General features: G+C 36.4%; 20 protein-coding genes and 2 riboswitches. Of the genes, 18 read left to right on the top strand and 2 right to left on the bottom strand.

Annotation, left to right across the window (positions count from 1 at the left end; all coding sequences use genetic code 11):
• The first annotated feature begins 294 nt into the window (after positions 1 to 294).
• From F4V44_RS12250 to F4V44_RS12225, 7 genes are all read left to right on the top strand, one after another.
• Entirely contained in the window at positions 295 to 1,167 is an 873-nt protein-coding gene (locus F4V44_RS12250; RefSeq protein WP_150440303.1) for a thermonuclease family protein, read from the top strand.
• A 184-nt stretch (positions 1,168 to 1,351) separates the two neighbouring features.
• Positions 1,352 to 2,194: a hypothetical protein gene (locus F4V44_RS12245; RefSeq protein WP_150440302.1), complete on the top strand. Its 843-nt coding sequence runs from the start codon at positions 1,352 to 1,354 to the stop codon at positions 2,192 to 2,194.
• A 346-nt stretch (positions 2,195 to 2,540) separates the two neighbouring features.
• Positions 2,541 to 3,452: a polysaccharide deacetylase family protein gene (locus tag F4V44_RS12240; protein ID WP_150440301.1), complete on the top strand. Its 912-nt coding sequence runs from the start codon at positions 2,541 to 2,543 to the stop codon at positions 3,450 to 3,452.
• A gap of 30 nt (positions 3,453 to 3,482) precedes the next feature.
• Entirely contained in the window at positions 3,483 to 4,124 is a 642-nt protein-coding gene (locus F4V44_RS12235; RefSeq protein ID WP_150440300.1) for a YkyA family protein, read from the top strand.
• Between the two features lie 44 nt (positions 4,125 to 4,168).
• On the top strand, positions 4,169 to 4,297 hold the full coding sequence (locus F4V44_RS28135; protein WP_263406660.1) for a hypothetical protein: 129 nt from the start codon (positions 4,169 to 4,171) through the stop codon (positions 4,295 to 4,297).
• 736 nt (positions 4,298 to 5,033) lie between these two features.
• On the top strand, positions 5,034 to 5,255 hold the full coding sequence (locus tag F4V44_RS12230; RefSeq protein ID WP_150440299.1) for a hypothetical protein: 222 nt from the start codon (positions 5,034 to 5,036) through the stop codon (positions 5,253 to 5,255).
• A 187-nt stretch (positions 5,256 to 5,442) separates the two neighbouring features.
• Positions 5,443 to 6,300 (top strand): DUF3990 domain-containing protein, encoded by an 858-nt coding sequence (locus tag F4V44_RS12225; RefSeq protein ID WP_150440298.1) that lies wholly within the window; start codon positions 5,443 to 5,445, stop codon positions 6,298 to 6,300.
• A 54-nt stretch (positions 6,301 to 6,354) separates the two neighbouring features.
• On the opposite strand, the gene F4V44_RS12220 is transcribed toward F4V44_RS12225, so the two are convergent.
• The gene (locus tag F4V44_RS12220; RefSeq protein WP_191090649.1) at positions 6,355 to 7,188 is read right to left on the bottom strand and encodes a zeta toxin family protein; all 834 of its coding nucleotides are present in this window, start codon (positions 7,186 to 7,188) and stop codon (positions 6,355 to 6,357) included.
• A gap of 208 nt (positions 7,189 to 7,396) precedes the next feature.
• On the opposite strand from F4V44_RS12220, the gene F4V44_RS12215 reads away from it, so the two are divergent.
• The 6 genes from F4V44_RS12215 (at position 7,397) to aac(6') (ending at position 16,164) form a co-directional block, all read left to right on the top strand.
• A complete protein-coding gene (locus tag F4V44_RS12215; RefSeq protein WP_150440296.1) occupies positions 7,397 to 9,694 on the top strand; it encodes a MotA/TolQ/ExbB proton channel family protein in 2,298 nt (765 codons plus the stop codon).
• On the top strand, positions 9,691 to 10,362 hold the full coding sequence (locus F4V44_RS12210; protein WP_150440295.1) for an OmpA/MotB family protein: 672 nt from the start codon (positions 9,691 to 9,693) through the stop codon (positions 10,360 to 10,362). The genes F4V44_RS12215 and F4V44_RS12210 overlap by 4 nt, the downstream gene beginning before the upstream one ends.
• 14 nt (positions 10,363 to 10,376) lie before the next feature.
• A complete protein-coding gene (locus F4V44_RS12205; RefSeq protein ID WP_223881873.1) occupies positions 10,377 to 11,627 on the top strand; it encodes a hypothetical protein in 1,251 nt (416 codons plus the stop codon).
• Positions 11,599 to 14,202 carry a DEAD/DEAH box helicase gene (locus tag F4V44_RS12200; RefSeq protein WP_223881872.1) on the top strand — a complete coding sequence of 868 codons (2,604 nt, stop codon included), beginning with the start codon at positions 11,599 to 11,601 and terminating at the stop codon, positions 14,200 to 14,202. Before F4V44_RS12205 ends, F4V44_RS12200 begins: the two co-directional genes overlap by 29 nt.
• A gap of 133 nt (positions 14,203 to 14,335) precedes the next feature.
• Positions 14,336 to 15,475 carry a DUF4145 domain-containing protein gene (locus F4V44_RS12195; protein ID WP_150440292.1) on the top strand — a complete coding sequence of 380 codons (1,140 nt, stop codon included), beginning with the start codon at positions 14,336 to 14,338 and terminating at the stop codon, positions 15,473 to 15,475.
• Positions 15,476 to 15,726: 251 nt separating this feature from the next.
• Positions 15,727 to 16,164, top strand: a complete 438-nt coding sequence (gene aac(6') / locus F4V44_RS12190; protein ID WP_150440291.1) for an aminoglycoside 6'-N-acetyltransferase — start codon at positions 15,727 to 15,729, stop codon at positions 16,162 to 16,164.
• Positions 16,165 to 16,274: 110 nt separating this feature from the next.
• On the opposite strand, the gene F4V44_RS27345 is transcribed toward aac(6'), so the two are convergent.
• Positions 16,275 to 16,439: a hypothetical protein gene (locus tag F4V44_RS27345; RefSeq protein WP_191090648.1), complete on the bottom strand. Its 165-nt coding sequence runs from the start codon at positions 16,437 to 16,439 to the stop codon at positions 16,275 to 16,277.
• Between the two features lie 423 nt (positions 16,440 to 16,862).
• Positions 16,863 to 17,056, top strand: a riboswitch (cobalamin riboswitch).
• A 160-nt stretch (positions 17,057 to 17,216) separates the two neighbouring features.
• Here F4V44_RS27345 and F4V44_RS12185 point away from each other — a divergent pair.
• From F4V44_RS12185 to cobJ, 5 genes are all read left to right on the top strand, one after another.
• Positions 17,217 to 17,975 carry an energy-coupling factor ABC transporter permease gene (locus F4V44_RS12185; RefSeq protein ID WP_150440290.1) on the top strand — a complete coding sequence of 253 codons (759 nt, stop codon included), beginning with the start codon at positions 17,217 to 17,219 and terminating at the stop codon, positions 17,973 to 17,975.
• Position 17,976: 1 nt separating this feature from the next.
• The gene (locus F4V44_RS12180; RefSeq protein WP_150440289.1) at positions 17,977 to 18,258 is read left to right on the top strand and encodes an energy-coupling factor ABC transporter substrate-binding protein; all 282 of its coding nucleotides are present in this window, start codon (positions 17,977 to 17,979) and stop codon (positions 18,256 to 18,258) included.
• Positions 18,259 to 18,276: 18 nt separating this feature from the next.
• Positions 18,277 to 19,059: a cobalt ECF transporter T component CbiQ gene (gene cbiQ / locus F4V44_RS12175; RefSeq protein WP_150440288.1), complete on the top strand. Its 783-nt coding sequence runs from the start codon at positions 18,277 to 18,279 to the stop codon at positions 19,057 to 19,059.
• Between the two features lie 27 nt (positions 19,060 to 19,086).
• Positions 19,087 to 19,911, top strand: coding sequence for an energy-coupling factor ABC transporter ATP-binding protein (locus F4V44_RS12170; RefSeq protein WP_223881871.1), 825 nt, complete (start codon positions 19,087 to 19,089; stop codon positions 19,909 to 19,911).
• A gap of 115 nt (positions 19,912 to 20,026) precedes the next feature.
• Positions 20,027 to 20,204, top strand: a riboswitch (cobalamin riboswitch).
• A gap of 139 nt (positions 20,205 to 20,343) precedes the next feature.
• Positions 20,344 to 21,966, top strand: coding sequence for a precorrin-3B C(17)-methyltransferase (cobJ, locus tag F4V44_RS12165; RefSeq protein ID WP_150440287.1), 1,623 nt, complete (start codon positions 20,344 to 20,346; stop codon positions 21,964 to 21,966).
• Position 21,967 lies beyond the last annotated feature (1 nt).

Here is a 21,967-nt window from a genome sequence, read left to right as displayed (position 1 = left end):
GTAGTTAGGGAATATTTTAATCTGAAATTTATAGTGGTCTATTAGATTATAAAATAGAACGACGATAAGAGGAGAGGATGACAGATAGAGTAAAAACACTCAAGAATGAACAATTTAATTCACTCTCTCCTAGATTGCCTGTAAAATTGACAAACCTTTGAAAAAAACAAAGGGCATTATTGATTTTTTGCTCACTAGTTTATCAACATAACTACTATTCAAACTATTTTAAAAGTGCTTTTTTTATAAATAGCATAATGGTACTATGAATGAGAAACAAAGGAGTGAGAAAGATTGAAAAATATTAGATTCATAATGTCCCTTTTGCTCTCCACAATAGTATTGTTTGGATGCGGAAATGGAAGTGAAGACTTAAATGTCGTGAAAAAAGAAGAAACAAATACGGAAATGGAACCACAAGAGGAATCCGTACCAGATAGAACCGCTAAGGAACCTATTAAAGAAGAAGAAATAATGACAGAAACAGAACAGCCTTCCGATATTCATACATTTGATGCAGAAGTAGTATCTGTCACTGATGGTGATACGATTAAGGTAAGAATAAATGACCAAGTCGAAGCGGTCCGTTTTTTACTAGTAGACACCCCTGAAACCAACCATCCTCGCCTTGGTGAACAACCCTTTGGACAAGAAGCGAAAGCTTTTACGAAGAAAATGTTAGAAGGAAAGACGGTTCAACTTGAAAAAGATGTCAGTGACCGGGATAAGTATGGCCGGCTGCTGTATTACCTATATATTGATGGAAAGAGCGTACAGGAAGAATTACTGCGAAATGGCTTAGCAAGAGTAGCGTATGTCTATGTACCAAACACCAAATATGTAGACCAATATTATGCGATACAGAAAGAAGCTCAAGAAAAGGGGATTGGGATTTGGAGTGTGGAGAATTACGCCCAGGAAGACGGATTTCATAAGGAAATCATTGAAGGAAATCAAAGCGAAACGAATAACCAAAATCAATCAGCTGTACTGCCATCAGGGGATTGTAAGATTAAAGGCAATATTTCTTCTAGAGGGGACAAAATTTATCACATGCCAGGTCAGCAATACTATGAAGTAACACAAATTGATCCTTCTCAAGGCGAGAAATATTTTTGCAGCCGAGAAGAAGCAGAACAAGCTGGTTTTCGATCCAGTCAGAGATAGTCGATTAGAAAAAGCTAAATGAAAGAGCCTAAGTAGACAGGAAGTCACAAACACTTGTCTATTTTAGGCTCTTTCATTTTTCATCATTGGTCCTTGTTTGCATGAACAGAGCAGGTTAGTGAAATATATATGTATGGACAGATGATATGACTAATATAAATCTAAAAAAACGGAAGTGGATTTTTTGAAACTGAATCGACAGCAACATAAATACCCTTTTATTATTTTAGGAATGATTCATATCCTACTTTTAATCTTGTCAATGTATAAAAGTAAAGATAGGAAGAAACATACTGTTTTATTATTAAATTACGCTGGTTTCGCTTATACATTTGAGTATATTGTTGTTGCACTATTAGATGGGTATGTTTATAAACCAAATTTCTTTAAAAATAAGAATTTAGATAAAATATTTGGATCTATTTGGTCTCAACTTTTTTACGTTCCAGTAACAGCCTTATTTATTACCGTTTATCAATTAGGATGGAAAATAAAGTTGTTATTCGGTTTATATTTTGTTCTAATTGAAAAGCTATTTATATTTTTGGGTATATTTAAAAATAACTGGTGGAGAACAGGGTATACATTTCTTACGATTTTATTATCCTTTTTTATCAATGATAAGTGGTACGAACAACTTAATAAAAGAAATCCTTTCATTTTATTTATATCTTTCTTTCATTTAATTCAACTAACATGGATGAATACGATATTCGCTTTTGCAGTATTTAGGAAAATCCGATTGGGGTTCCCTCCATTTTTGACGTGGAAGGAGCACTTTAAATTAGCACCATTAGTGGGACTTTTCATTTCTTTATTTTCTGCATGGAAGATGAAGGAAAGAAGCTATGTTTCCCAATGTCAAGTTCTTATTCTCATGTTTGTTATAGATATAACGTTGTTGAAAAAACGAATGCTAAAAGTAAAAGAGATACCTGTTTTACTTACCATCTATGCAATGGTTCTAAGGACTGCTGAATTTTATAGAAAATTAGTTTATGAATCATCGAGTAACAAAAGCGAATAAAAGTAAATGCAAACGATACAGAATGTGAAAAGGATACCTACACAAACGAGTACTTTCTTTTACGAAGGAACAGCACTCGTTTTTTTTAAATCTACCCTTTACTTACATTGACAATAAAGTATTCCAAAATTTAGTAATCATCTTATTTGAACTTAAATCAATAGTTTGTCATAATGATAATGTTTGAATATATACCAAAATAAAAGTACTGTTATAAAATATACAGTGTTTCAATAGGAAGAATCAGACCTAGCTGACAAAATAGTATAATGATATCTTTATTGCGAAATTTGTAGATATATCATTCTATTTGTAGATAGATAAAAAACTAATGGGGGGATAGAACGTGCGTAGGCGCAGGAGACTAAACAGGAGGGGAAAAATTGCCGTTTCCATACTTTTAACCATTATCATAGTCCTGTTATCTGGACTGGTTGGCAATAAGGAAATGAAGGCAGAAAAGGGAAATGCTACTAACATTGAGAACACGATAGAAATGATATCATTTTCCACAGAGCCCGTAGCGGCTTTTTCAGATTCAACATTAAGCCAATCAATCGTGGAAAAGGAAGCGGAAAAAAGAGAAGAGGCTAGAAAGAAAGAAACCGCTAAGCAAAATAAGCTGGATCAACAGAATCATGCCATCTATCTTACATTTGATGATGGGCCAACCAATGTTTCAGACGAATTATTGGACATCTTAAATGATTATCAGATGAAAGCAACATTTTTCATGATTGGTCCAAAAATACAAGAATATCCAGAAGTTGTGAAACGTATGGAAAAGGAAGGCTCTGCACTAGGACTGCATGGTATGACGCATGATGTAAAGAAAATTTATAACAGCCACTCTGCTCCATCAGAAGAAATGATAGAAACGCAGGAGATACTAGAAGATATAACGGGAGTACGTTCTGAACTTGTTCGTCTTCCTTATGGAAGTTTCCCTTATTTAACAGAAGGTATGCGTTATGTACTAGACCAAAATGACTTTAAGGTTTGGGATTGGAATGTAGATAGCTTCGACTGGAAGTTCAGTGATTCACAATATGTCCAACATACAATCCAAGGAATACAAAAAATAGAAGAATCAGGGATAACCCCAGTGGTCCTGCTACATGACACAAAAGAAACAGTCAAACACTTGCCCAAACTACTTTCCTATATAAAGGAACAAGGCTATGAAACGAAAATACTGACTGACGATATGCCGCCATTGACCTTTTCCTGTGATGGGCAATGTCGTTCTGTTAACTAATTCCATTTTAGCAGCAGGGGGTAAAGATGTTTGAAGAAGCAGTTACTAATAGCATTTGCGATTATTATCAGTATGATAGTTATTCTTAATGGATGTCAGTCTGATCAAAAACAGGCAGCTAACATCCAAAAAACGTTAGAGAAAGCTGTAGAGTATGAAAAGGATTTCGCTGCAAATCAGACAGAACTAAATGAAATGAGAAAAAATGCGCAGTTATTATATAATGATTTGATTAATCTTGACATCAATGATAAAGACAAGATTAACCAAATCATTGAAGAAGGCTTTACATACACGAAAAAACAACAACAGGAAGTAGAGGAAGCAAAGGAAAACTTCCAAAAGGCTTATCAAACGTCGTCAAAGATTGAGAAACATATCAAAAAGATTAAACATGATGATCAAAAGAATCAAGCAACAAAGCTGCTAACGGTTATGAAGGAACGAAAGAAATTGATAGATAGCTTTTTTGAAAACTACCTTGAAAACTTAAAAATACAAAATACATTTTATCAACAGTTTAAAGAGGAAAACATAAACCTAGAAAGTCTTAATGAACAGATTACAGAAATTAATCAACGCACCCAAGACATGGGAGAGACTATCCAAAAATTTAATCAATATACCAAACAGTATATGGAAGCAGAAAAGGCCTATTTTCAAATGAATTAGCTGGAGTACAAACAAGAAAATCTCCTAGTTGGGGTGGAGAATCTATGAAGCTGGTCAAGAATGGACAAGGGAATAAGATGAATGGAGCAGAAGAATATCATAGAAATACTATGATTCATCACTTGGTAAATGGGTGGAAGCAAGTGGTGAATTTTATGGCAATCATGGAGTAAAAATATGACATCTGTTGGAAATTCCCTTTAGTAATGTCAAAGAAAAGATAACAGTCCCAGATATAGACAACAACCGAAATTTGTCTATATCTGGGACTCTTTTTTAACATTAAATTGGAGAATTCTGAGGGTGTGGAATGGAATAAAGCCCTATTATGTAAATAAAAAAGCTTGCATCGTTCCTTATAAAGGAAAAAATACCTTTCATGAATATGATCAAAACTTCGCGTATATCTCTTAGAGTATACCTTTAATTCTGAGAACTTAGTGAGATTTTAAAAATGAAGGACTTATCACAGTGACCACTCGAAAAATATTGTTTCACAGAGTGTGCGAATATTTTATATAGATAGAACCGTTCGGTAAGACAAATATAATTATTTCTTTATGACTACCAAAGGGTTTGCATGGATTGAAAATATCATATTGAAAAATAAAACCTTTGGTTATGACAACGGTAGTTATAGTATTGAGGACGTATAATAATCCTAAATCCTATTTAAAGCATAAAGGAATAATACCTATAAAAAATTGGTGAGAGTATGATATAAGTCAAATTTATTATGAGTGACCTTGCGTTTTAGACTTAATATTAAAGGTATATCATTTTGCACAATATTATGAAGAAGAAAAAGACCTATCTTATTTACTGCCAGTTGTTAATAATAAAGGGGATCCAACTGAGGAATTTATAAATAGTCCAGCTCCAAATGATATTTACTTTGGAGATTTTAATATGCATGCAGAAAGTATGATGGAGTTTGATAAAAGAAGTGGATTACCTTGTTGGTGGAAGAAAGGCAAAGAAAAGTTTGAAGAAAAATTCTTGGATTACTATGAGGAATTTGATATTTTTCATACGAAAGATGAACTAGTTGAAAATTATAAAATGTTTCCGGACAGTAGTTTAGGCCATGCATTTTTAACTCTTTCAACTCTTTATTTTAATAATTTTTAAAATAAGCCTCATTTCTCAATTACAATATCAAGAAATGAGGCTTTTTATATTTAAATTTTGATAACAACTTGTCACAGTGAAGACCCGACATGCTTGCCTGTTTTTAATAAAACATACGAGTGTGCTTTCTCTCATAAATATAGAGTGATTCTAATTTATCATTCTAATTAAGAGAGGAACCGTTTTTATGATTCCTGATAAAGATACATGCATGGTTTATCATGCAACTAATTTATTTCATGCAAATATCATCCAATATAAGGGGATAAGGTTGGATGTACAAAGGCAGCTTACCGATTTCGGAAAAGGTTTTTACGTTACGTTTAATCTTGTTCAAGCAAAAAAATGGGCACGAATTAGAGCTGCATATCCACAGATATCTCCTGAAATATTGAACCAATTGGGCATCAGTAAAGTCCAGTATTTTAATCATCCAGACACAAAGGTTCCTGCTTATATAGCATATGCCCTTAATTTAAAGCAGTTACGCCAATTAAAGGGGAAAGCATTTCCTTTACCACATGAAACGGATTGGCCAGATTATCAACAATCGTGGAAGAGCTTTGTTCAAGATTGCCGTAAAGGAAAACAGCATCATTATGAATATGTGTATGGACCGGTCGGGGGAGGGCATTTAACCAACCCTAATGAAGTGAAGGCTTCCGATACAAAAGACCAACTATCTTTAAACACTCCAAAGGCCACAAGATGCTTATTAAAATTACAGGTAGTTGTCCTCAAATCTGAAGAAGAGACCTCTAAAAAATCTAAGATTAAGCAACTGTATAACCATGTAAGAAGCTTGAAAAATGCACGTAATAACGAGAACCTATTTTTGCTAGAAATACGTGATGAATTAATGAAAATTGGGAACTTAACCTACCAACAAGCAGGAAAAATCCTTCAATCCTCTTCGGTAGCCTTGCAATTCGATTCGACCCTCATGCATGAGCCACCGGCTTATTGGGCCTTTTCTATTTTATATGGAACCCATAAGTTGTGGCACAAGGAATATGAAAGGTATATAACGGGGAAGGGGAGGTGATTGTATATAAGTGTAACTGCTATAATGTGAATTTATTTGAGGTTTTTCTTACCTTCATTCCCCTTTTTTTAAAAATTCATCATATAACCCGGGTTCGATGTAATCGTTAGAAGCAATCAGTACCAATCCATTTCGATTATCATACACATAATATCTATCGACCCGATTTTTAATGACTTCAACAGTATGAGGCACTAGCTTATGAGTGTTTTCGATAATGTGTGGCGGTATCTCTCTCCCGGAAATTTTGGCCCTTTCAGCCACCCGTTGTTTGGCTAATTCAAGCGGAATATCCACTATGTAGGCATGAATTTCATACCCGGCCTTTTTAAATTTTTTAATGAGTTTTTTGTATTTTTGTGTTCTTGCCATCGTTCCTTCATGCATGAAGTGTTTTCGATGACGAATGAGCCTCTTCACTAACAACTCGCTAATATCAAGAGATTCTTTATGGACAAGACGAGCAGCATCATTCGGATGTTTCTTTTTCAATAATTCATATTCAGGAATATAATCTTTTATTTCATCAGGATCCACGGTTACGGTGCATATGCTTCTTTCAATCAGCTTTTTCTTGATAACGGTTTGCCTTATTGTCGTCTTCCCTGAAGCTGTTCCACCACCAATTAGAACGACGATTGGTTTTTCACCATTTTTAGGTGAAGAAGCTTGCTTCATGAACTCATTGACAATGTTTATATGCATGGCATGTCGCTTTTTGCTATATTTATTGCCTGCAAATGAATATACTGTCTTTGTCTCTTTTAGCTTAGGGCTATGTCTCTTAAATTTTTTTCCTAACGTACGATGAAAATAATGCTTCTCCATACTAGTCCTACAATAAGAGATAATTTTTCTGAAATGATACAATGTCTTCATAATCTTCATTTTATAGATCACCTTTACCAACCTATGCATGAAAGAGGGATTGGTGCTAGAAAATGAACCGTCCTAGTTTTTCCACAACTGGAAATAAAAATCCATCACGATATATATGTTAGATATTTCATTTGTGTTACCATAGAACCAGTTCTTTTTAACTATAAAATATAACGGACATATAATAAATGACATAAATTAAAAGGGTGGTTCTAGATTGTATCCTTTATTTGAAAGTATTTTTACAACGATTCAAGACATGGGGACAAATCGTTTTACAAATATTTATCTTTTAATTCAGTTTGCCGTGTTTTTAGGGTTGGCTGTTGTTTTCTCTCTCTTTATTTCGAGGGAAATTCGGACAATGAATAAAGTGAAGACTGCCATTGATTCTTTAACAGGCAGCGATGGGGTCGACAAACAAATAAATACCATTTTTAAGGATATTAAAGGGTCAAGATATAAAAAGCTATGGGAGCGTTACTATAATCGGGTCAAGACGAAAGACGAAGAGGAAAAGATCAACATTGATTCATTTTTTAGCGAGGATGTTCTATTCCACCAAATGGGCTTTCGTCCGTGGATGGATATGGGAGCCGGTTTATTTGTTAGTATTGGTGTTCTTGGAACCTTTATTGGACTTTCAGCAGGTCTATCTAATTTGAACGTAGGAGATACGGAATCATTACGCACAGGGATTGGGTCTCTTTTAGATGGAATGAAAGTAGCCTTTTACACTTCTGTATTTGGTGTCTTTCTTTCTTTAGTATGGACATTTTTCGATCGATACCTCGGTCATCAGCTTGAGAGTCAAATTGATTGGCATGCGGAAAAATTGGATTATCTATTAAGTACAGAAGATGAGGAACTCTTTTTGAACCGCCTGGAGAAAATCTCTAGAAATCAAGCAGACCATTTAAAAACATTATTAACCGATGCGATGGAAAAAGCGATGCAGCCGATGGTCGCGCAAATTCAACAATCGCAAACACAGGTTCAAGGTGCGTTCCAGCAATTGAGCCATCAATTTGAGAATTTAAATCATGGGATGGAATCACAATCGAGATTATTGGAATCGCAAATTGAATTGACACAAAAAAATAGTGTCGATATGACGGATCGTCTCGTAGACCAAATTACAGGCGGTACAGAAGCATCGATTACCCAATTTAGTCAATTAATCAATGATACACAGACGATGCAGCAAAATATGATGGGAACCATTAATCAAGTGGTAGACAGTTTCTCCATCATGCATCAACAGCAAAATGAGACAAGTGAAAAAACAGAAAGAATGTTCTCACGTTTTGATAAGCTCTCACAAGAGTTAGAAATGATGGGCGGAAGCTATCAACAGGCCTCTTCATATATGACGAACTTAAGTGAACAAATTCAAGCAGTTCAAAACTTAACACGTGAACAGTTGCCAGTACAGCAGGATGTGTTGAAAAGCAATCAGCTGCTTGCTGAGAAATATGAAAAAGTAACGCAAGGGTTTAGCGAGTTTAACGATAAAGCGGAATCGAAGCACGAAGAGCTGCTTACAAAACTAATCACCATCTCAACCGAAATGTCGACGAATTATCAAGGAATTTCTTCTGGATTTAAGGATTCATTAGAGGTTCAAAAACAAGCATTGGTTGATTCGAATCAATTATTAACAAATGCTCAAACCATAGTCGATTCGATTGTGACCGTAACACCGCAGCTAAGCAATATTATTAATCACATCGATACACTTTCAGATAAATTAAACGAAGCCCAAAATATTCAAAATCAGCTGCTTCCAGTGCAACATGATATAGCAAAAAGCAGCAATCAATTAGCCCATAAATACGATAATCTGACCAACGGTTTTAAAGAGTTTAATGAAAAAATTGAAAGAAAGCATGTAGAGTTAATTGATCAAGTAACAACTGTATCCAAAACGATGACTGAAACGTATAAAGACATGACAGATAGCTTTAAACAAGCCTTAGCGACACAAGAACATTCATTACATGAATCAGATAACCTCCTTCAAAGCGTGAAAGAGGCTGTTTCGAATTTAGTCCCAGTGGCACCTGAGCTAAGAGAAGTCGTTGGCCATATTGATGTGTTAAGAACACAATTAGAAAATGCACAACAAATGCAAGCAGACTTATTGCCAGAATTAGTCCATATGAGGAAAGATACAAATACAGTCATTCAGGAGGCCATTGTTTCAACTGGGGGATTTGTAAATGAAATAACAAACCAGATTCAAGCGCTGCAATCTCATTGGAATACAACAAAGGATCATTTCGTTGCCACGAGAGAAACGTTGGATTCTTCCGTTAAGGACTTTGGTGAAAATATTGATCATGGCTTAAGCAAAACCTTTGAACATGTGGATCGGACTCTTACGAAAGCTGTCTCAGAAGTTAGCAATCTCGTGAATCAATTTAGCGATGTACAAGGTGATTTACTTGATGGCTTGGAAGAACTAAGTGACGTGATTGTCAAAACTAGACCAAAAGAAGTGGTATCCGGATGAAACGTCGTAACAAAACGGAAGTCAATTACTGGCAGTCCTATGCAGATTTAATGAGTGCCATGTTAATGGTGTTTGCTCTTCTTTTAACATTGGTCATCTTGGATATTCGCGAATTACAAGAGCAGCAAGAAGAGAAAATTGAGGAAGTCGTCAGTGTGAAGAGTGAAATCATTAAGGCGCTAACCGAAGCTTTTTCCGAGTCTGATGTTTCTATCGACATTGACCAGCAAACAGGTGCCATCCGTTTTCCTGGAAGTGTCCTGTACGAATATGATTCCACCGCCTTATCTCCGGTGGGGAAGGATTTCTTAAAACAATTTGTTCCACAATATCTAGATATCCTCCTGCAGGATCGCTTTAAAGATGAAATCTCTTCGATTATTATTGAAGGTCATACCGATAATAGTGGGACGTACTTGTATAATATGAAGCTATCACAGGAGAGGGCTTACTCTGTACTTGACTATATCTATAATCAGGAAATGCCGAATTTTCACGTTCGTGAGCTTTCAAAGGAATATGTCACTGCGAATGGTCGAGGGCCTACCAGTCCTTTAGAGGATAAGGATGGACACTACAGTCCTGAATTATCAAGAAGAGTCGAATTTCTGTTTCGTTTAAAAGATGATGAAGCGATTCAAGCCATTGATAAGTTGGTGAATCAATGAAATATGAGTTTCATATGTTTAGCTTAGAATCCTGGTTAAAAGAGAATAAGCAGCAAAAACTCACCTTCAAAGACACTCATGTAACGACAGACTATGTAGGAAAGCTTGAACAGCTTGAAAATGAATTTACTCAATTACCTATGGAAGAATTCGACCAATGGGTTGAATCAAAAACGAGAAAATTAAAAAGATACATTCCCTATTTATATAAGAATGATCTAGATGAACAGCAAAAAGCAAAGCTGCTTCATTTTATTCATCATCAGGTTCAAAACGATCATCGGTATTTTCGTGTAGTGGTAGATGTACTTTATCAAACCTTAGATCATGACCATTTATGGCCTTTAGTGAAGAAGGCCTACCACTTTAATGAGGTTCAGGTTAGCCGTAGGATGGAAGAAGAGCAAGCAGAAAAGTGGCAAGCTTTCACTCGTGAAGAGGATCCCATTCTTTTTCTTGCAAAGGAAGCCGCGAATAGTGAATTAGGCTTTATCGAAGAATTGAAGACATTTTTTTTAACGGAAAATCTACCATCATATAAAGCTGTATTCTTGGAAGGATTAAAAAGGGCAGATGAGGCTTTCTATATTCGAGAAAAAGCGTTGTTTAAAAGGTTCTTCGCTAGCTCGTCGGCCACAGAGCAACAACAAATGGCTGAAGCCCTTATCCAAAGATGCAAACTAAATCACGTTAAGCCACTGGGTTTATTGGTATATGAAAAATTAAAAATCTATCGACGAAAACCAATGCTCTGGAAACATGTGGGGGAGGAAGAAAAGAAACGTTTTGCTAAGTGGGCCCTTACGTTAGAGATTAAGGAATTCTTTAACCAAGTCAACAAAAATCACGAACGCTTCCAGTATTGGAAAAAATTCATTGTGAAATTAGAAGATGCGGTAGTCATTGATAAAAAGAAGACCTTGATTCTTTATTTTGAAGATGTCGTGATTATGGAAGTACTCGCGACTGGAGCGGTATATGTGTACGAAACGAGTGTCTTTAATCATTACTTCCAGCCTAAGGTGGATAAGCTGTTAGCTGATCGAGAGAAACCAAGAGCAGCTTTGGCAAAAGAACCGGATTTAAGCAGGGAAGATGTTAGGAATCAAGCTTTGGTTTATAAAAATGGCCGTTTGACGCACCGAGGCGGCTGGCAATTTGATTTTGACCATTGGTTGAAAAGTCACTTAGGATGGGAGGTAAAAACAGATGTTCTTCAAAAGGAAGCAGATCGAGATGAAGGTTATTACGACGCCTACGAATGATGGAATTCAGGTTGAATTTGTTCAAAAGAATGGTCGGAAGGAAACCACGCTTTCCTTGCCGCTTTCCAAAGAGCAAATTGAACAATCTTACCGATTACCCGGCTTTATGGCCTATGTTTCTTGGGAGGAATTAGTGGATTCCGGATATATGGAAAATGGCATTCTTTCTTATGATTCTTATTATGGTCTTCTTCAGTATGATGAAGGACGTGCTGCCTTACATTCCCTTCTTCTTCCCGTTGAACCTACAGAGGTTACAGGAGAATTACGATTAGCTTCCACTCCTGATCAAGCAGAACTAACACTAAAATTAATGACCAAAGACGGCAGTAATTTAGATAGAGTGGGTACAGCATTTGGTGCCATGTATCGAATAGATGACCAGCTGCTGCTTCTCCCTCCAAAGGTGTATGAGTTAAAAAAAGCCCTCAATCGTGAAGAACTGATAGGCTATCAAAAAATAGGGATATGCCAGCAGCTCGCTCTTGATGCCGGCATAGCGTTAGAAAATTTTCTCGAGAATGAAACCTATAACGTAATTGAATCCTATGAATTGGATATAAAGGTCCATGCACCAGATCATATTGAAGTGATCCCAACAGGTGAGAGTGAGGAAGAAACCTATGCTCTTAATAACCTTAGCCAGCCTGTGACAAGTTTTAAAAATGGGATGAAACGAAATCGTTTTGTTCGTTCTGAGAATATAAGTGAAGATATCACAAAGCTGGCTGCAAAACGCCATATCACGGGGGAAGAGGTTCCGTTATTTTTTGAAAATCCATCTGCTGTTTTGCCTGAGCATGATTATCACATTGATTTGGAGTTATTTTCAAAGCGGGTAACAGGCATTATTCCGATTCAACATATTCGACCGGTTTATAATCAAGAATCAAAAATCAACTGGTTTGGATCCGATGAAAATGGGCCAGATGAGACAAAAGCGTACAATCCCGAATTTTTAAAAGACCTAATGGAGCAGCATCCAACTGAGCAATATGTCTACCATGCTGGTGAATGGTTTTACTTAGACCCGATTATGCGAAAAGCATTATTGGATCTCCCTGAAGACGAGGAAGCAGGATTAAGTAAAACGTTCACTTTGGATATTCGTGATAATGAAAATGAACTAGAATACCAATTAGCTGAAAAGGGCAGTAAGGAATACCAGCCATTTCCCGTTCCCAATGGACTGCATGCCACGTTATTTGACCATCAATTTCAAGGCTATCAATGGCTTTGTCATCTTAAGGAGCAGGGAAAAGGCGGCTTGCTTGCTGATGACATGGGTCTTGGAAAAACGATTCAAGTGATTGCGTTTTTACTTAGGGAAAAGGAAAAGAACAGGTTGAAACCAACCCTGATTGTCCTTCCCATTGCCTTAATTGAAAATTGGTTGGATGAGATCCAGAAGTTTGCACCAGCGCTAAAGGAAAGCATCTATGTTCATAAAGGCACGAGTAGACATAAAGCGGCTGAACAGATTGCCCAATACGAGATTATTTTAACAAGTTACGATACGTTAAAAATCGATCAATTGATACTAGGCAAGATTGACTTTCAATCAATCATTTGTGATGAAGCGCAAAATATGAAATCACATTCAAGTCAACGTTCACGAGCATTAAGAGCGATGAAATATGAATTTCGTCTTGCTATGACAGGAACACCAGTTGAAAATAGTTTAGAAGAACTATGGTCGATTATGGACTTTGTTCAACCTGGCGCTTTAGGTTCGTTGCGAGAATTTAGAAGGAATTATATTGAAACCGTTGATTATGAAGGCTTATTGAAAAAGATTAAACCCTATTATCTAAGAAGAACCAAAGCGGAAGTACTAGATGACAGGCTTCCAAAGAAATACATTCACGATCCGTTTTATATAGAGGCTGCCGATGTTCAAAAACAAATTTCTCAAACGATGTTGCAAACGAAGGAAACCGGTCAAATAGCCATTTTAAATATGTTGACAAAGTTAAGGCAATTATACGGACATCCTGGAGTTTTGATCAAAGACTATGAAAATCTTTCCTATAAAGATATTCCTAAAGTTCAGGCTTTAATTGAATTGGTTAATGATATTAAAGCTAAAAATGAAAAAGTGTTAATCTTTACCGAGTTTCGAGGTCTTCATTCCATCTTGAAAAGATTATTTATGAGCATGTATGGAATATCCGTACCTGTTATTGACGGCAATACAAAGAATAGGCAATGGGTTGTTAAACAATTTAATAGTGAGCCTGGATTCGGAATCATGTTATTATCTCCAAAAGCTGCGGGAGTTGGGTTGACCATTACCAGCGCTAATCATGTTATTCATTATACAAGATGGTGGAATCCTGCTGTGGAAAATCAAGCAACAGACCGAGCGTATCGCATTGGGCAAACAAAAGATGTTTCCGTCTACCATTTGATTACTAGAGACAAGCATAACTTCCCACAGGGAACGGTAGAAGAACTCATGCATGTGCTGTTAGAAAGTAAACGGGAACTAGCCGAAAACGTCATCATTCCCTTTGACTTTTCAGAGATTCAAAGTATGGTAATGGAAAAGATGGGGATGACAAAGGAACAATAATTGAGGATTGTCTTATTATAAATTCAAATGAAAACGCATGGATTCATGCGTTTTTTAAATAGTGCGTAATCATTTAGTTTCTAACTAATCATCTAGCATCAACCTATTGCATCCTTCAAAAGGAGGAATATAAATGAATAAATCAACTTATTTCTATCAATTTCTAGAACCGATTTCAAAGGAGCTTGCATTTGTTGCACGCGAACTCGAAAACAGTATTTATTCAAGTCCGCGAACGATATTGACACATGCAAGGGTTTTTGTTGAAAATATTTTACAGCAAGTGATTCAAGCAGAAAAGATAGCGGAAGAACCTTGGTCCAATTTGAAAGATCGAATTGATTTGCTTAATTCAAATGGTTATTTAACTGTTGAAATCCGTGATGCTTTACATTATGTCCGTCAAATTGGAAATCAGGCTTCCCATGATATTCGTATGTTTCGATATTCTGAAGCACTTTTATCTTGGGAAGCTGTGTATAAAATCGTCAAGTGGTATGTGGAAGTGTATGGTCCGGTCGATTTCACCGTCCCTTCTTATCAGGACCCGTCTCCAAGGAATGAGCAATTCTATGACATAACAGAACTTGAAGCAAGATTAAAAACATTAGAAAAGCTTCTTAAAGAATCACTCGAACAAGGTGGCAATAAGCCTGGAGGAAATGAGCCAGCACCTGCATCCTATGATATTTCCATTAAAGAAGAACCACCAGGCTTTACAACCATTCGTACACTAATATATAAAGGTCAAGCACTTGAAGTTCCCCACTTTTTGCGAGATGCTTTTCTTTTACCGCAACGTTTTGCTAAGTCTGTAACTTATCTGATTAGACTTGGTGCCGAGCAGCAAGCGCGTATTATGAGTGAACTGCCCAACAATCTTGAAGGCTTACATCAGCATGTGAAGCGATATAGTGATAAAAATAATGAACTCTTTTTTGAAGAATTAGCATTGTTTATAAAAGAGGAAAAAACACGCAGACAGCTTACATTAGAGCGGCCGGGGGAACTCTTTTTATTTTTCAAAGCTGATTATATTGTTGTCACCGAGGAATTAGCAAAGCTGCCTCTTACTTCTGAAGAATTTGCAGGGATTCCGAATCTCCTTAGACAGCTTCAAGAAGACCAGATTGAAACAGTAGGACAATTACCAAAGGAACTCGTCATTTTAGCAAAATATGAAAATGTCGGTGTAGGCACCGTCGAGAAATTATTTGACCAATTGAAAGCAAAGCAAGTAATGAGGAAGGAGTCGGCACCGATTAATATGTAAGAATATTTATTTGGTACAAACAAAATAACGGAAATTAATTACTATTTAAGCAGAAGAACCTACTTCTGCTTATTTTTATACCACTATGAACTAGTAAAATATAAGTAACTCGGAATCATTAGTTATTTATACGATTCCTAATGCTTGGCTTATTAGATTGCGATTAGTTGCATATAAATAAAGAGCAGCATCATAATAAAGTTTATTTTGGCTGAAAGTCGTTCAAGAAAAATATAAGAGAGGGGAAATTAATGGAAATAGTAAGAGCTACTGATAAAGAAATTACTACGATTGTCAGGCTTGCCTTAAAGCTATGGCCTGAAGCGGATTCAGATGAACATACACAAGAGTATAAGGAATTAATGCAACATTCAGAGGCAGTTGTATTTTTATCGAGAGACGCGGATACATTCGTGGGCTTTGCTCAGTGCCAGCTTCGGACGGATTATGTGGAAGGTACGGAAAATAGTCCTGTAGGTTATTTGGAAGGAATTTTTGTCGAAGATACATATAGAAGAAAAGGGATAGCCAAACAACTTTTGGCTGCTTGCGAGGATTGGGCACGGCAACAAGGCTGTACTGAATTTGGAAGTGATGTTGAAATACAAAATCTCGACAGCCTTAGATTTCATTTAAAAAATGGTTTTCACGAGGCCAACCGAATTATTTGTCTTGCCAAAAAACTGTAAAATGGTAAAGAAGCAGAATGACAATCTTGAGGACAGTGCGCTCCTTTTGCTATAAAAAACCAATACTACGAGCGAACCGTCCCTATGTAGCAATGTCAAAAACGTTCAGATTATTTAATTGTCTTTTCTGCTAATATCTTTTTTAGTTCTTCTTGGCTTTCTTGCAATGCTTTCATCTCTTGTTCCATTTTTTCTAATTTATCAATCATTGGTTTTAATGCTTCCTGAAGCATGTCATGTAATCGCATCGCTTTTTCATCTCTAGTTGGTTCCATAATTGTGTTACCTCCCAATATGTAAGATTGAACATCTTAATCATACTTTATAAAAAATATAAAAACACTAAATAATATAGAAATGTCAAAAAGTAGTCATAATTTAGATAGGGAACTGTCTATTTTAGTCTTCTTTTACTAGATAAAAAGCATCTATACCGATTAAACTAAGATCCAAAAAAGATATTCTAGGAAAACGCTTGAACATACTGCTTGCGAGAATTGGGCAAGGGAACAAGGCCTAATTTATGTCATCTCATAAGAAGTTCTTTATAGGAGTAGATTGTGAAGAGAATTCAATCGAGTTTAAAAAACTTACAGTGATGACCTATTATTTAGGTAGGTTTGAGTAGGAAAATCTGAGCGGGTTTCAAGAATATACGGTAGACAGGAAGCGTGTGTTAATATATTATAAAGAAAATTATATACTTATTTTAAACAGGTGTTATGCATGTAAGATTGTATAGCTTAATAGGGAAGTTCGGTGAAAGTCCGACACGGTACCCGCCACTGTAATTCGGAGCGACCTGCACAATGTCACTGCTTTATTTTAAAGTGGGAAGACGCAAGGAGCATCGATGGTAAGTCAGGAGACCTGCCTGTTTAGATAACACGAATTGACCTACGGGCTATAGGGGAGGTGTTTACGGAGACGAAAGTATGCTTTTTTCTGTTTAAAGCAGAACATACCCTTGTTTTTTGTGAGCATTTAAACCAACCAAGTTTAAATGCTCTTTTTAGTTTGGTCACTATTTCATACGATGGAGGTAATTTAAAATGAGAAAAAGATCATTATGGGTTTCATTTGTTGTACTGTTAGGGTTAACAAGCTATTTTTGGACGAACTCTTATCGTCCAGCCTATGCTATGCATATAATGGAAGGCTTTCTACCATTTGGTTGGGCTATTTTTTGGTGGGCGATTACCATTCCATTTATTGCCGTTGGAATACGGTCGATAACGATTAAATTAAAAGAAAATCCTGAATTAAAATCTATGCTAGGTCTGTCTGGTGCATTCGCATTCGTTTTATCTGCGTTGAAAATTCCTTCAGTGACAGGTAGTTGTTCCCATCCAACGGGTGTAGGATTGGGGGCCATTTTATTTGGTCCAACGACGATGAGTGTTTTAGGAACAATCGTCCTTTTATTTCAATCACTATTGTTAGCACATGGTGGAATAACTACGTTAGGGGCGAATGCCTTTTCGATGGCTGTCGTCGGACCTTTCCTTTCTTATGGTATATACAAGTTTGGTAGAAAAATGAATTTATCCCTCGCTGTTTCAGTTTTTTTAGCTGCAATGATAGGGGATTTAGGTACATATTTAGTGACATCTTTTCAATTAGCGTTAGCCTTCCCGGCTCAAGTAGGTGGATTTGTGCCTTCATTTGTAAAGTTTGCTAGTATCTTTGGTATTACACAAGTACCTTTAGCGATTAGCGAAGGCCTACTTACGGTTATTGTGATGAACGTACTTCAAAAATATAATATGACAGAGTTAAATCAATTACCGCTGATGAAGGAGGCACGCTAACATGAGAAATGGAATATTATTTTTATTCGTTATTCTATTAGCCATTTTTCCTTTACTTTTTTTAAAAAATGCTGAATTTGGTGGAGCTGATGGGCAAGCAGAGGAAGCGATTATCGAAGTGGCACCTGACTATGAGCCCTGGTTTCATGCGATATGGGAACCACCAAGCGGAGAAATTGAAAGTTTACTATTCTCGTTACAAGCGGCTATCGGAGCCATAATCATCGGCTATGTCATAGGATATGGAAAAGCTAGAAAAAAATATTCTTCATCTAAAGAATAGCGGAATGAAGTAAATCCTATGATAAAAATTGATGATTATGCTTATACCAGCGGATTAAAAGATGTTCATCCCATTGAGAAGGTCAGCTTTGCGCTAACTTTCCTCTTTTTTACTATTCTTTCAAAAAATAATTTGGTAGCTGGTTTTACTTTTACTGTAATGAGTATAGGGGTGTTATTCAAGGCGAAAATCCCATTTATAGTCTATTTGAAACTGCTTTTCGTTCCTTTTCTATTCTTAATGACAAGCTTGGTTGCCATTTTATTTTCCATTGCACCTATTAATCAAGAAGAGCTAGGGGTGGTTTGGAGGGCTGAAATAGGTTTATGGCAAATCTATATTAGTTCATATAGTTTCCAACAGTCATACGAACTAGCTTCAACGATTTTAGCAAGTGTGAGCTGTTTATATTTTCTTGTATTATCAACTCCTCTTTATCAAATTATGTGGGTATTAAAAAAAGGAAAACTCCCCACTGTTTTTGTAGAATTAATGGGGATTACGTATCGATTCATCTTTGTTTTATTGGAAAAGGTGAATGAAATATATATTGCACAATCTAGCAGGCTTGGCTACCAAAATTATAGAAGCTGGTTTTCCAGTGTTGCACAGCTTATTGTCAGCCTTTTCATTAAATCAATGCGCTCAGCAAATGAACTTCAAATCGCAATGGATAGTCGAGGTGGAGATGAACATTTGTATGATGTGGATTTATCAATGGGCTACAATCGTGGGCATTTTGTCATTATTTTTATTTCGTTTGTAACACTTTTCATGATGTATATTATGACAAAATCATGAAAGACCAATGAAAAGGAAGTATGCCGAGTGAGTGAACAAATGATAACGTTTGAACAAGTTTCCTATCAATATGCAGATGGAACGATGGCATTGAATCAAATAAATCTGTCCATTGAAAAAGGAAAGAAGATAGCCCTGTTAGGGAATAATGGAGCTGGGAAATCGACACTATTTCTGCTGATGAATGGTATTTTAAAGCCAACAAGTGGCAGCATTCTATACAGTGGAAAGAAGTTGACCTATAAACGAAAAGAGATTCAGCAATTAAGGCAGCAAGTTGGTATTGTATTCCAAAATTCTGAAACCCAACTTTTTTCATCTAGTGTCTATGAAGATATTAAGTACGGTCCAAAAAATTTAAATTTACCCATCGAAGAAATAGAGAGGCGCGTAAAGGAAGCCATCACATTAACAGAAACAGAATCGCTCAAAGATAAACCTCCTCACTTTTTAAGTGTCGGACAGAAGAAAAGAGTAGCGATTGCCGGAATTGTTGCTATGGATCCAGAATTGATGGTGTTGGATGAACCAACCGATGGGCTCGATCCTTACTATTCAAATAGAACGATGGAAATTTTAGGGAAAATCCATCACCAAAATCGGACGATTTTATTGTCAACGCATAATGTAGATTTAGCTTATGAGTGGGCAGATGAGGTCATCATTTTAAACAATGGGCATATATTAGCTCAAGGAACAGCCGTTGAGGTTTTTAATAAAAGAGACATTCTCGAAAAAAGCCATTTACAAAAACCTTGGATTATGGAAGTGTTTGAAAGATTACAAAGAACGAATGTATCCAATAAAAAGTATCCGAGGTCGAAAGCAGAGCTGTTTGAAATGATGGAATGATTATTTAAATTGGATAAATACCCATGAAGGAGTTATCCTGCATAAGCCGTTATTAATGTTTCAAAAAAAATAGTATGTTAACTTTCGAGATTATGTGATATATTTATAAACAATTTAATAATTAATTTAAATAAGTGCTCACATTTGTGAGGTAAAAGGGAAACTAGTGAAAGTCTAGTACAGCCCCCGCTACTGTAAGAGCTGATGAAATTACAATACCACTGAGAAATCGGGAAGGTGTAAGAGTAAAAAGAAGCTTAAGTCAGGAAACCTGCTTATTTAAACGACACTTGCTTTTCGGAGGGAGAAGTATAGGCGGGACAATTTTACCTATTGTTCTTGTGTTTCAGTATGCTTTTTTTATACTGTCATTTCACATGCCTGTATTCCTTTTAAAAGGAGTGCAGGCATTTTTTATTTGGAGGTAAGTCTATGAAAAAGGGAAAAATTTTTGTTGTTGGCTTCGGTCCCGGTGATCGTGAGCATATTACCAATCGAGCTGTAGTTGCCTTGCAGGAAAGTGATTGTATTATTGGCTATAAAACATACGTGGAGCTAATTGAATCTTTCGTAACAGCAAAATCCATTGTTAGTACGGGTATGACAGAAGAAGTGTCACGTGCACAGGATGCAGTAAAGAAGGCGGAAGCAGGCCATATTGTCTCGGTGATTTCTAGTGGAGATTCAGGCGTTTATGGTATGGCTGGATTAGTGTATGAAGTGCTAATTGAGAAGGGGTGGACTGAAAAAGATGGAATTGAGGTAGAGATTGTTCCTGGTATTTCAGCTATTAATTCTTGTGCAAGTTTATTGGGTGCGCCTGTCATGCACGATTCCTGCACGATTAGCTTAAGTGATCATTTGACGCCTTGGACTGTAATAGAAAAACGCATTGAAGCGGCTGCGATGGCGGATTTCGTTATCGCTTTATATAATCCGAAAAGCGGTCGACGGACACGCCAAATTGTAGAGGCCCAAAATATTCTATTAAAATATCGTTCTCCCGAAACACCTGTAGGACTTGTGAAAAGTGCTTATCGAGAAAATCAAAATGTTGTGCTGACAACACTGGCTGAAATGCTAGAACATGATATCGGAATGCTGACAACGGTTATCATTGGGAACTCTTCTACTTTCTTTTATGATAATAAAATTATTACCCCTCGAGGTTATCAGCGTAAATATACGTTAGGTGAAGAGAAGCAAAGCTTAAAACCGCATCAACGTTTGAAAAAGGAAGCTGAACCATGGGCATTAAATCAAGAAACAGGGGAAGCGAAAGCTGGTTATGAGCAAAGTGTAAAAGAAAAACAAGAGGTTAGTTCATTAGATATGGCTTTAAAGGCATTATCTATGGTGACTAAAACTGAAATAGTCAATCCATTGTTCGTACAACAGGCGGTCGAAGATATATTTGAATTTGCTGTTTCACCTGGTGTTGCCAATAAATTTATTACGCCAAAGCAAATGCGCATATTGGCAGAAACCATTGGCGAAACAGGCACCATGGAATATACACCGGATCATCGTTTTATTGTAAAGATTCCAACAAATCAGCCTGAATCAATTGTTGAAAGACTCAAACAAAATGATTTAATTGTCATGCCTGTGAGCGATGTATTAAATGTAAAAGCTTGTGATTTTTGCTACGGTGAAAAAGCTGAATCGATTCCATATGCAGAAGAAATAGCAGCAAGTTTGGGGGGCTTAAAGCTTCCAAAAGAATTACATATTGGTTTCAACGGCTGCGGTATGGCCTGTTACCGGGCAGTATTCGATGATATCGGGATTGTTTACCGCAAGAAGAAATTTGATTTATTTATTGGCGCAAAGCCTGTTGGCCGTACAGCCCATGCTGCACAGCCTGTAGCAGAAGGAATTGAACCAGATGAACTACTGCCGTTATTAACGAAAATTATAGAAGAGTACAAACAAAATGCCCATCCAAATGAACGCCTTTTTAAATATTTTAAACGTGTGAAAAAAATTCAGTATTTTAACTACCAGGATATGAGCTCCAAAATTGAAGTCGAGCCGGCACCATGTGGAGATTAGG

It is taken from the genome of Niallia endozanthoxylica (genome assembly GCF_008710145.1).
In the GTDB taxonomy this organism is placed as follows: domain Bacteria; phylum Bacillota; class Bacilli; order Bacillales; family Cytobacillaceae; genus Bacillus_BD; species Bacillus_BD endozanthoxylica.
Note: the sequence above shows the minus strand (reverse complement) of the source record. Positions and strands in the feature narration are given on the sequence as shown.